This is a genomic window from Pseudomonas sp. BF-RE-21 (assembly GCF_019947305.1).
Classification (GTDB): Bacteria; Pseudomonadota; Gammaproteobacteria; order Pseudomonadales; family Pseudomonadaceae; genus Aquipseudomonas; species Aquipseudomonas migulae.
In genome coordinates, this window is record NZ_JAGYGF010000003.1 from 227,768 (window position 1) to 239,458 (window position 11,691).

An 11,691-nucleotide genomic window follows, 5' to 3' on the forward strand; every position below is an offset into this window, starting at 1 on the left:
ACGAGAAAAAGGCGAGCTTGCCGAAATTCCGCACCGGCTTCAATGAGCAAGCAGTACCGGCCTTTTGCTGAAAGGTCACAGCGCTGTGAGCCGAATCAAAAAAAAGCAACCAATTGCCAATCGGCCTGAAAAATCCACATTATTTTCACATGCGGGTGCTACTTTTAAAGACAGTCAACGGTTGAGCCAATGAAGGCTCTTCCCTCCTAACATGAGCTAACGGAAGCGCTCGATGAATCAGGCGGGCAACATATGAATAAAGGGTTCAGTAAAGTCACCTTTCCAAACGCCTGCCAGCTGATGCGCTGGCATTTTCATCCCATGGGTTTTGAGGCGAGCATGGACGCACCGGGCAGCATGATTGCCCGTCTTTTTGACCGTGCAACAGGCGAGACCATGATCGCCATTGCCGGCATTCCATGCGCCACTGTCATGAACGCAGCGGACGTAGAACGAATCATTGAAGCGGTGGAGGATGAGCTTGAGTCTTTCATTCCTCCGGTGGCCCTCAAGAGTTATGCCTGAAGGTTGAAGCGCAGCTGCCATAAAAAAGCCCACATCTTGTGGGCTTTTTTATGAGTACGGGTTTACGCCGATGTCTTGCCCCGGTGATCGGCAAAAAACGCCTTGCCCTTGCCGATCCGGTCGGAGGCCTTGGGCATGTTCGCCGCTTGGGTGTCCTGGCCATCGACATACCAGTAGCAATGGCTGACCGCCCGGGTGATGCCGACATAGGCCAGTCGCAGAATCTCGTCTTTTTGCGCGTTATCGTAAGCTTCGTTGTCGCCAGCCTTGCCCAGACCCGCCATGCAGTAGACCTGATTCTTGTAGGGCGAACTGGTCAGGTGCTGGCAGTCTCCCAGCAGAAACACCGCGTCGGCCTGAAGGCCCTTGGCGCTGTGATAGGTCAACTGCTTCAGTCGTCGTGACTCGTACGGCAAGCTAGAATCAACATTAACTACAGGCTGAATATGCTCTTCTATCAATGACTTATCGCTGCTTTTTCGATAAAGCATCAAGATTGTATCGCCCTGCCTGTAGTGTTCCATCAACCGCTTGGCCAAGCCTTGATCATCCCGATCGAGCACGTTGACTGGCAACAAAGCCTTCGACTCGCCACTGGCTTTGGCCTTCTTGCCGGCGATGGCCGGCGCGGCGCGTACGATGTGTTCGGCGGCATCGATGATGTGTTGATGGCTGCGATAGTTGTCGCTGAGCATGACCTTGGTCGTGCTCGGCGACGGGAACTCCTTGTTGAACTCCATAAAATACGTCGGCGAACTGCCGCGCCATCCATAAATGGACTGCCAGTCATCACCCACGCACAGCAGCGACGAACGCTGAGCGCCGCGTCCCACGTGCATGGCCGGGCCGCGACTGCGAATCTCGGCGAGGCTGGCGCGAATCCAGGAAACAATCTGCGGCGAGACGTCCTGAAACTCGTCGATCATCAGGTGCGACAACGGTCGCAGCAGTTCATCGCTCAACAGCTTCTGGTTTTCCGGGGAATGCTCGCTGAACAAGGCGAACATGCGGTTGTAGGTCATCACCGGAGGCTTCTGATCCAGCAGATGATCTTCCAGGGCTCGCCAGAACAGGCTCAAGGCCTCGAAGAAAAACCGGTCCGGGTCGTCCTTGGCGAAGCTCATCTGGCCCACGGCATTCGGAACATCCAGGCCAAGGTTTTCGATAAACCCGGCCGCCGCGACAAAACAGTCCAGCAACGGCGCGGAACCGAGCTCGCCCTTGACCTTGTAATCAAACCCCGGCCCGGCGCTGGCATCGCCCGCAAGGGAGGCCAAAACACGCTTTGAAGTTTCATAACTATCTAGCCATATCAAAGGCTTACGGCAGAAAACTTGAAACAGGGTTCGCTTTACCGCCCATTCCGCACGGACGCTGAGCTTGGCATTCGGGCGGCTGACCTGCGGGTTTTCCCGAGGATCGAAACCCAGCACGACCCACGCGTCCAGGCTCGGGATATAGCCATGACAATGAAAGGTCGAGCCGTTGATATCAAACGACTGGCGATTGGGCTCGATGCCTTTGATGGGCCAGGCACCCGCGCGAAACCACAAATCTTCAATCAAGTCGCACAGTTCTTCATCACGCTTGGCGGCCAGTTCGGTCACGGCCATGCGCTTTTGCACGTCCGGGTGATCGCGCTCCAGCTCCTTGAGCTGCAAGGCATGGCGCGACAAAGGTTTGATCAGTTCGCGAAAGCGCTCATCACGCGTGTGCAGGTTGTGATAGCAGGCGTTGAGCTGCTGACGCTGGGCGTCGTTGATGCGCAAGTCGAAAGGATTGCTATCGGCCTCATCATCAGCGCCTTGCACACGGTTGCTGAGGTTTTCGAACGCTTGCAGCCGCTCGAAGCCCGGCAGGCTGCGCACCATGGGCAGGATTCGCGAATGGAAGGTGCGCACCAGGTCCCGCGCCTCCTTGAAACCGAGCGGCCGCCCCCAGAGCGCAAACATCTCGATCAGTTTGTTGATGAAGTCCTTGCGTGACTCCCGTGTAAAGGTCACGACGGTCATTGAGCTCAGCTCGAAGCCCAGATAGTGGGTCAGCAGCAAAATACGCAGCACCAGGGTGGTCGACTTGCCCGCCCCCGCGCCGGCGATGACCGACGTCGATGGCGTATCGCTGAAGATCATTTTCCACTGCGCGGCGCTGGGTTGAGCGTGCGGCGCGAGCAAACGAGCGACATCGGCCTTCATGCGCTTCTTCAGCTCGGCGCTCAATGGCAGGCGCCAGTCGTCGAACAGGTTGTCATCGACGTTGGGGGGCCGGTGTTCGGTGGAGCGCGAGTCACGAATCAGCAACACCTGCCGACCTTCCTCCAACCCTTCGAGCTTGCCTTCCTTATAGCCGTAATCCACCCCGGCGCTGTGACCGCTGCGAAAACCGTCGGCCTGGCCATGCAGCCATGACGCCCGATGTTGTGCACGCAGACGCGTCAGCCCGTGGCCAAAGAATCGGGCGGCCAGGCGCTTGAGCAGCGGCATCTCGGCCAGGGGACGAAGTTCAGGAGGAGGATCGGGGGTGTGTTGCGGCACGCGGGCTGACTCCAGGGTGTGAGGCTGTTGAGGGCTATGGTGTCTGCATTTGCCGTTCAGTTCTAGTGAAATGCTTACAGGTCATTGGCTTATGCGATGAAGTGAAGGCTGGATGAGAATGTTTCGAGGTGATTTGATATCAATTTATTCGATTGTATTGAGGCATTTTTTACGCTTTTTATCGATCAGTGCCTGATAGATGATGCTCGCCATTCACCACCCCTTTCAGGAGACGATCATGCTCGAACTCAGACCCTTCAACTCCCTGGGCGGCGCCCACCATGGCTGGCTGGATGCTCATCACCACTTTTCGTTCGCCGAATACTACGACCCTAAACGCATGAACTGGGGCAACCTTCGGGTGTGGAACGACGACGTGATCGCCTCGGGTACCGGTTTCCCGAAACACCCGCACCGGGACATGGAAATCATCACGTATGTCCGTGAAGGTGCGATTACCCACGAGGACAACCTCGGCAACAAGGGCCGCACCGAAGCAGGCGACGTGCAGGTCATGAGCGCCGGCACCGGGATCGCTCACAGTGAGTACAACCTGGAAGCGACTGAAACCAGGATCTTCCAGATCTGGATCATCCCGAACGAAACAGGCCTGGCACCGTCCTGGGGTGCGAAACCGTTCCCTAAAGGCCAGCGCGAAGGCTTTGTGACCCTGGCCAGCGGCAAGGCCGGTGACGACCAAAGCCTGCGGATCCGTGCGGATGCACGCCTGGTTGCGGCAAACCTGAAGGCTGGCGAGTCTGCGGAGTATCGTCTGGACAATGGCCGCCGTGCTTACCTGGTTCCGGCGACGGGCGCGATTGAAGTCAATGGCTTGCGAGCACAAGCTCGAGATGGTGTTGCGGTGGCTGATGAGCAGGTGTTGCGCGTGACGGCCATTGAAGACAGTGAGATTGTTTTGGTGGACCTGGCTTGATTGGGTAAATGCCGGGCAAAAAAAGGGGCGACTGTCATAGTCGCCCTTTTTTTTGCTTCGGGATTTGCGGCGTGTCTGATGCCGCCATCGCCGGCAAGCCGGCTCCTACAGGGCCAGCGCAATCCTTTGTAGGAGCTGGCTTGCCAGCGATGGGGCCCTCAACTATTTCGCAGAGATAGCGCCATCCACCAATGTTTGAGCTTCGGCAACCAACTGCTTGAGGTGTTCGTCACTGACGAAACTCTCGGCGTAGATCTTGTAGATGTCTTCGGTACCCGACGGACGCGCCGCGAACCAGCCGTTTTCGGTCATGACTTTCAAACCGCCGATCGCCTGGTCATTACCCGGCGCATGACTGAGGATGTTCTGGATCGCTTCGCCCGCAAGCTGGGTCGAGGTGACCTGCTCCGGTGACAACTTGCTCAGCAAGGCTTTCTGTTGCGGATTGGCCTTGGCATCGACCCGCACCGAGAACGGCTCGCCCAGTTCATCGGTCAACGCGCGATACGCCTGGCTCGGGTCGCGGCCGGTGCGGGCGGTCATTTCCGCGGCCAGCAGCGCCGGGATCAAACCGTCCTTGTCAGTGCTCCACACGCCACCGTCCTTGCGCAGGAACGAGGCGCCGGCGCTTTCTTCGCCGCCAAAACCCAGCGAGCCGTCGAACAGACCGTCCGCAAACCATTTGAAACCGACCGGCACTTCGTACAAACGACGGCCCAAACGCTTGGCCACGCGATCGATCAAGCCACTGCTGACCACGGTTTTACCCACGGCTGCATCGGCGCGCCATTGCGGGCGGTTCTGGAACAGGTAGTCGATGGACACTGCCAGGTAGCTGTTCGGCGCGAGCAAACCACCGGACGGCGTCACGATGCCATGGCGATCGTGATCCGGGTCGCAGGCGAACGCGACGTCAAAACGCTCTTTCAGGCCGATCAGGCCTTGCATGGCGTGGCTGGACGAAGGGTCCATGCGGATCTGGCCGTCCCAGTCGACCGTCATGAAGCGGAAGGTCGGATCGACCTGCGTGTTCACCACGTCCAGATCCAGCTTGTAATGCTCGGCAATCGCCGACCAGTAACGCACCCCTGCTCCGCCCAGCGGATCGACGCCCAGACGCAGCTTGGCATCGCGGATGGCGTCAAAGTCGATCACGTTGATCAGGTCGGCGACATAGGTGTTGAGGTAATCGTGACGGTGCGTGGTGCTGGCCTTCAGCGCCTGCTCGTAGCTGATGCGCTTGACGCCGGCGAGCTTGTTGCCCAGCAGCTCGTTGGCCTTGGCTTCGATCCACTTGGTGATGTGGGTGTCGGCCGGGCCACCGTTGGTGGGGTTGTATTTATAGCCCCCGCTTTGCGGCGGGTTATGGGACGGCGTGATGACGATGCCGTCTGCCAGGCCCGAGGTGCGGCCACGGTTGTAACAGAGAATCGCGTGGGAAATCGCTGGTGTCGGGGTGTACTCGTCACCCTCGGCAATCATCACCGTCACGCCGTTGGCGGCCAGCACTTCGAGGGCGCTGGCGCCCGCCGGGGTGGACAGCGCGTGGGTGTCGATGCCGACGAACAGCGGACCATCGATGCCCTGGGCTTCGCGGTACAGGCAGATCGCCTGGCTGATCGCCAGAACGTGCCATTCGTTGAAACTCAAGTCGAACGAGCTACCTCGGTGCCCGGACGTGCCGAAAGCGACACGCTGGGTGGAGATCGCGGCATCGGGCTGGCCGGTGTAATAAGCCGTTACCAGTCGCGGGATGTCGACCAACAACTCTGCCGGTGCCGGTTTGCCCGCAAAAGGACTGAGTGTCATGCAAAACCTCTGAATAGAGTGGTTCAGGAATAGGGACGCAGTTTACTGGCAGTTTGACCGCAACGCGATGGGATCGATCCACGGACGCAAAGGATGTTTTGCGAACATGCTCAGTCTACCGATTCCAGACGCAAGGCATCGCCGAGCAGACTCAGTGCAGCGGCAAGATCATGATCACCGCCAAAGCTATGACTGAGGCGAAAGTGTTGCGTGTGCAGGCCCTGCAAACTGAACAGCTCGCCCGGCGCAATCACCACCTGATGCTTGAGCAGGCGCTGAAACACCCGCCGCACATCGACCTGTCGCAGGGAGCGCACCCAAATCGTTGCCCCACCCTGAGGCTCGACAAAATGCAAGGCATCGCCCAGGCGCTCCTGCAACAACTGCGTCATCTGCACCTTGCGGTCCTTGAGCAACCTGCGCAGCACATGCAGGTGCTGGTCGATCCGTCCGTTACCGTACAAACGGGCAATGGCTTTCTGGCGAATCGGCGACAGGCGAAAGGCACGCAGTAAAAAGTGCCGCTGCAATTCGGCGCTGAAATGCCGTGACAACAGAAAGCCGTAGGGCGCTTCCGGGCCGATGATTTTTTCGAACGTGGAAAACACGATCAGCCGGTCAGGGTCGAGCAGGTCACGAAACCGCAAGCCGCCCGGTTCGAATTCGAGTTCGCCGTAGCAATCGTTTTCCAGCGCCCAGCTGCCATGCCGTTCGAGGAGCTGCGCAATGGCTCGTCGGTTGTCGTCATCTGCGAGGCTGCCTTGCGGCATGTTCAAAGCAGAGGACAGCACGACCAACCGCACCGGGTGGGTCTCCAGCAGCTTCTTGAGCTGTTCGACGTCTAGCCCGCCATCGGTTTGCAGCGGCAATTCGATCACCTGGACATCGGCGGCCTGGAGCAAGCGCAGAATCGCCCAGTCACACGGAGACTCAAGGACCACCGCGGCGTCTTTGAGGCTCAACACGGCGATCAGTATTTCCAGGACACCGCGCAAGTCGGCGCCAATGTAAACGTCATCGGCATGCCAGCAGCGTACCGGCGTTGTGGTGTAACGCGCGGCCAGGGCGGTACGCAGTTCCAGTTCGCCGCAGGGCTGCGAAGGCGGTTGCGGCTGGCGCGGATACTGGCGCAGCAGTTCCCGTTCCAGCAGCAATAACGGACTGTCGAGGGGCTGCAACAATGCCGGTTCATCGGCGCTCAACACCAGCATGCCTGGGCACCTGGCACTGAAATAAACGCTTTCGAGCAGGTCATTGCCATTGCCGGGCGCATTGATGGCGGACACCGGCAACGCGTAATAGCCGGACTTGGCGACCGAATACACGCGCCCTTCTTTCTCCAGCAACGAATACGCGTACTGAATCGTCGAAATCGACACGCTCAAACGATCCGCCAACTGACGCAACGACGGCAGGCGCACACGCGTGTCGCTGACCGGCTCATTGATCAGGTGCGTCAGGTATCGGTACACCGCCTGATAAGCAAAGTCGGTCTCGCGTGGTCCTTTCAATGTCCCGCTGACCCTTCACCCGCCACCGCGGCATCATCGCCAAAGTCGGCGGCTTCCGATGGCAGGTCCACGCCATCAGCATTCGGGTCAGCCACCCTGCCCTCGGCCCCTGGCACCGGCCCCATCCGGTAAAGTGTGCCGAGCAGGCCGACGGGCAGCCCGCTGACGTCGACCATCCATTGCAGAATCTGCTCCGACACCGGATTGCCCTGCATTGCCCGGTGCAGATCAGGCATCGCCACCAGCATTCCGGGATGACACTGACGCAGAAAGCGCTCAAGGGCAGCACCGTTTTCGACAAAGGGTGCGAAGAGCAGGCACACCAGCTGAGCCTCGGTCAAACCGAGGTTTTTTTGCGCCTCGGCCGCGGCCAGCCCACGCTGCTCGGACAGCCTTGCCGGGTTACCGAAAACCGCCACTGCTTGCTCGCACAAACGCTCCGGGAGTCGCTTGCGGCGCATCATCACCAATGCCCGTTGCAAGTATTCGGCGACACCCGCCTCATAGCTGCGACCGTGCACAAAGCACGCTTGCAGCCCCCGCACGTGTGCGGATATCGAAAGGCTGACGAATTCGTTGTCGCTGATCTGAGCCGCCAGTTCGTCAGGTTGAAAACCGAGAAACTCGGTGAGCAGCGGCCAGCGCTCTTCGAGGTTGCTGACCAGCATGTCTTGAATGTCGATGAACGTGGTACGGCGACAGGCCTCGAAGCGCTCGGCCGGCCGCCATGCCGCCTGCCCCTGTTCGGCATAAAACGCGCGATAGCAGTCACTGCCGATCTCATCGAGCAAGGCGAACAGTTCATCAAAGCCTGTTTCAACCGGACTTGAGGTCTTGAGCCCGGCCTTGGCCGCCGCCCGCTTCAAGCCTTCGAGAAACTGCTTTTGCTGACGTGACGTGTCACTGCTGACCAAGGCATCGACGCCACCGTCCCAGCGCGCGATCTGCCCATAGAACTCGCCGGTCGCCAGATAGCCGTCGTCCCACAGATCGATTGGCCCGTTCCAGGTTCGACGGTGGCCCACCATCAGCACATTGAGCCGATTGGCTTCTCGACCGGCATCGGAGATCGGTGCCGGGTGGCTGAACGGCAACACTTCGCGGTTATCCACCATCATCACTTCGACCCGTGGATCGTCGTAGAGAAACAACGAACTGTAGCTGCGATGGATGTTTTCCTGGGCCATCGAGCTGGCACCGTTCATTCGCAGGGAGGCCACGCGCAACTGGAACGTGGCGGGCGCCCGACCGGCAATGCTCAGTTGTGCGGCGCGCAGCAGCGCCAGGGTGTAGCAACTGTCCCGCGAGCCGGACTGGATCGCCAGCACCTTGTAATCACCAATGCGCTCCATGCCCCCCGCGGCGACCACCAGACGCTGGATCATCAGTTGCAATGCCGTGCGTTCGGCCCGAGAGAAAAAACTCAGCAAGCGTTGCAGCATTTGCTGATAGACATAGTTCATCGCCTGATCATGGATATGGGTCATCTTTATTTACCTGATGCTCGTAAGTTCAGTACTGCATAAACAGCGATATGCACTGCACAGCGGATTGTCTGACACGGATGAAGTGCTGGACATTATTGTCAAAGGCTAGCACTTATACTTTTGGTAATTATTTGAAATGGTTGATCGCCGACGCTGTATCCGTCGAAGCCGGATGGCGCAAAAGCCCCGTGCCACCGGCATCTGGCGACTTAACAGAACATCCTAGGAAATGTCCGACAACGTCCCACATATAGGTAGTACAAGAAATAAAGATAGAAGCCGCACATGTCTTTTTGAAAGCTGCGCAAAGAATTACTGTTGGTCGGATATCTATTAACAATGTGCGTTGAAAAGTATCAGCCTGACACCCAGACATGACTCATTCCTTGAGATGAAAGTAATCATTCAATTATCAAGGCTTAGATGCTGATTAGAAGATACAGATCGAGAGCAAAAACCAGTTCAGTTGCTGAACTGACCCATCGACAGATCGATGAGACGTCTCAATGTTTTGCGAGGGGCAATAAAAAAGTCCGTGCAGGCACGGACTTTTTCAGGGGCTGTTACGCAGGTTCGACCTGAAGGGCGACCCGCTCGCGGCATGGGCATTCGTCCATGTAGCGGTGTGCTTCGACAAACTCGGAAAACGGGAAGACCCGAGTCTTGAGCGGCAGCAGCACACGATCGGCGGTCATCTGGTTGATGTCGCGCAAGGCTCGTTGCAGTGCAACCTGGTCCTGAATGATGCCCAACTCCGGCTTGCCGGTGAAATTGCCGATGCAGTGTACAAAGAACTGAATGTTCTTCTGGAACGCTGCGCAGGCCGGGAATGGCGTCTGGTTACCCCCTTGCAGGCCATACAGCACCAGGCTGCCGCGAGGCGCGAGCACATCGCCGAGCAGCGACATCTGCGGGCCGCCCAGGCCATCGAACACCACATCGACACCGCGGTTATCGGTGATCTTGTTGATCCGCATAAGCAGATCTTCTTCCTCGGTGACGATGACTTTCTCGGCACCCAGCGACAGCAGGTATTCACGCTCTTCGGCCGTTTTCGTGGCGGCAATCACCCGTACACCCAAGGCTTTACCCAATTGGACGAATGAAGGCCCGGCGCAGTGGCTCGCGTCAGTCACCAGGGCAAATTGCCCAGGCTTGACCCGTGCCAGATCGGCATAACCAAAGTAAGCAATCAACAGCGGCGTGTAATGCACCGCCGCTTCAATCGGGCTCAGCACGTCCGGATAACGGGTCAGTGCCGAGCGCGGCAGAACTATTTGCTCGCCATAGACGGGATAGTCGTTCGGACTTTCAGCCGGGAAACTGGCGACCTTGTCGCCAACCGCCAGGTCATCAACACCATCGCCAACCGCCGTCACGACGCCGGACATTTCATGGCCAAGGCCTGAAGGCAAACGAGCATGGGACGACGCCAGGTTCTGGCGCCAGAGTATGTCGTACCAGCTGATGCCAATCGCCTCGACGCGCACCTGCACTTCGCCCGGTGCAGGGAGAGCGGCCGCATGCTCTTCGCATTTGAGCACCTCGGCTGGACCAAACTTGTGAAAACGGATCGTGCGGGACATCGCAAACCTCGTCAAAGAAACCTCTAATGCCCTGAACTCTATCTGGGCTTTCTACCCAAGACTATCAGTGGCTATTAATAGTCGACATGCCTGTCATTGATTCCGCAGCGCCGGCGACATCTTCAAATGTCGTAAGAAACCGAAGCAGCCTTTGTAGGAAAACTGAATTACTCGGTGCAGAGTAGCAGCCTTTCCCCGTAATATTCATGCCGGCCATTGTTCTCATATGGCTGCTCCCGTCAAGCTTGATGACTCTGCCAGGACTCCAGATGAATCGTAATGACCTGCGTCGTGTCGACCTGAACCTGTTGATCGTTTTCGAAACACTGATGCACGAACGCAGTGTGACCCGCGCTGCGGAGAAATTGTTCCTCGGCCAGCCGGCGATCAGTGCGGCGCTCTCGCGCCTGCGCGGGCTGTTCGATGATCCATTGTTCGTGCGAACCGGGCGCAGCATGGAACCGTCCGCGCGGGCGGTGGAGATCTTCGCACTGCTCTCCCCGGCCCTGGACTCGATTTCCACGGCTGTCAGCCGCGCAGCGGAGTTCGACCCGGCGACCAGTACGGCGGTGTTCCGCATCGGCCTGTCGGACGATGTCGAGTTCGCTTTGTTGCCGATGCTGCTCAAACGCCTGCGCGCCGAATCGCCCGGGATTGTGCTGGTGGTGCGGCGGGCCAACTACATCCTGATGCCAAGCCTGCTGGCCTCGGGCGAGATTTCAATCGGCGTCAGCTACACCGCCGACCTGCCGGCCAACGCCAAGCGTAAAGTGCTGCGCCGCAGCATGCCCAAACTGTTGCGTGCCGATACAGTGCCGGGCCCGTTGAGCCTGGATGATTTCTGCGCCCGCCCCCATGCGCTGGTGTCGTTCGCCGGTGACTTGAGCGGCTTTATCGACGAGGAACTGGAAAAGCTCGGGCGCAAACGTCACGTGGTACTCGCGGTGCCGCAATTCAACGGACTCAGCACGCTCCTCAGCGGGACGGATATCGTCGCGACGGTGCCTGATTACACGGCTGACGCGTTGACGGCAGCGGGCGGCGTGCGGGCGGAAGATCCGCCGTTGCCGGTGCGTAGCTTTGAATTGCACATGGCCTGGCGTGGGTCGCAGGACAATGACCCGGGCGAGCGTTGGTTAAGGTCGCGGATTCAGATGTTCTTTGGGGATCCGGATAGTTTGGCCTGATCCTGATCTTCTGTTGGCGCTGATGGCCTCTTCGCGGGCAAGCCTCGCTCCTACAGGCAGTTGCGTATTCCTGTAGGAGCGTGGCTTGCCCGCGAAGGGAGCGACTCGGTCTCACGCC

8 protein-coding genes are annotated in these 11,691 nt (G+C 58.6%); 3 read left to right on the top strand and 5 right to left on the bottom strand.

The window, feature by feature from the left end; all coding sequences use genetic code 11:
* The first annotated feature begins 252 nt into the window (after positions 1 to 252).
* Positions 253 to 525, top strand: a complete 273-nt coding sequence (locus KGB25_RS04150) for a DUF1652 domain-containing protein (RefSeq protein WP_192227150.1) — start codon at positions 253 to 255, stop codon at positions 523 to 525.
* Positions 526 to 587: 62 nt separating this feature from the next.
* Here the strand turns inward: KGB25_RS04150 and KGB25_RS04155 are convergent, their stop codons facing one another.
* Positions 588 to 3,059 (bottom strand): UvrD-helicase domain-containing protein, encoded by a 2,472-nt coding sequence (locus tag KGB25_RS04155; RefSeq protein WP_223434328.1) that lies wholly within the window; start codon positions 3,057 to 3,059, stop codon positions 588 to 590.
* 238 nt (positions 3,060 to 3,297) lie between these two features.
* Here KGB25_RS04155 and KGB25_RS04160 point away from each other — a divergent pair, with 238 nt between their 5' ends.
* Entirely contained in the window at positions 3,298 to 3,993 is a 696-nt protein-coding gene (locus KGB25_RS04160; protein ID WP_207284350.1) for a pirin family protein, read from the top strand.
* Positions 3,994 to 4,155: 162 nt separating this feature from the next.
* Here the strand turns inward: KGB25_RS04160 and pgm are convergent, their stop codons facing one another.
* The 4 genes from pgm to KGB25_RS04180 all read right to left on the bottom strand — a co-directional run bounded on the left by pgm (position 4,156) and on the right by KGB25_RS04180 (position 10,386).
* Positions 4,156 to 5,802, bottom strand: a complete 1,647-nt coding sequence (pgm, locus tag KGB25_RS04165) for a phosphoglucomutase (alpha-D-glucose-1,6-bisphosphate-dependent) (RefSeq protein WP_223434329.1) — start codon at positions 5,800 to 5,802, stop codon at positions 4,156 to 4,158.
* A 110-nt stretch (positions 5,803 to 5,912) separates the two neighbouring features.
* On the bottom strand, positions 5,913 to 7,313 hold the full coding sequence (locus tag KGB25_RS04170) for a PLP-dependent aminotransferase family protein (RefSeq protein WP_223434330.1): 1,401 nt from the start codon (positions 7,311 to 7,313) through the stop codon (positions 5,913 to 5,915).
* Positions 7,310 to 8,800: a hypothetical protein gene (locus KGB25_RS04175; protein ID WP_223434331.1), complete on the bottom strand. Its 1,491-nt coding sequence runs from the start codon at positions 8,798 to 8,800 to the stop codon at positions 7,310 to 7,312. Before KGB25_RS04175 ends, KGB25_RS04170 begins: the two co-directional genes overlap by 4 nt.
* 563 nt (positions 8,801 to 9,363) lie before the next feature.
* On the bottom strand, positions 9,364 to 10,386 hold the full coding sequence (locus tag KGB25_RS04180) for a zinc-dependent alcohol dehydrogenase family protein (protein ID WP_008044290.1): 1,023 nt from the start codon (positions 10,384 to 10,386) through the stop codon (positions 9,364 to 9,366).
* A 269-nt stretch (positions 10,387 to 10,655) separates the two neighbouring features.
* Between KGB25_RS04180 and KGB25_RS04185 the strand changes: the two genes are divergently transcribed.
* Positions 10,656 to 11,573, top strand: a complete 918-nt coding sequence (locus KGB25_RS04185; RefSeq protein WP_008026287.1) for a LysR family transcriptional regulator — start codon at positions 10,656 to 10,658, stop codon at positions 11,571 to 11,573.
* Positions 11,574 to 11,691 lie beyond the last annotated feature (118 nt).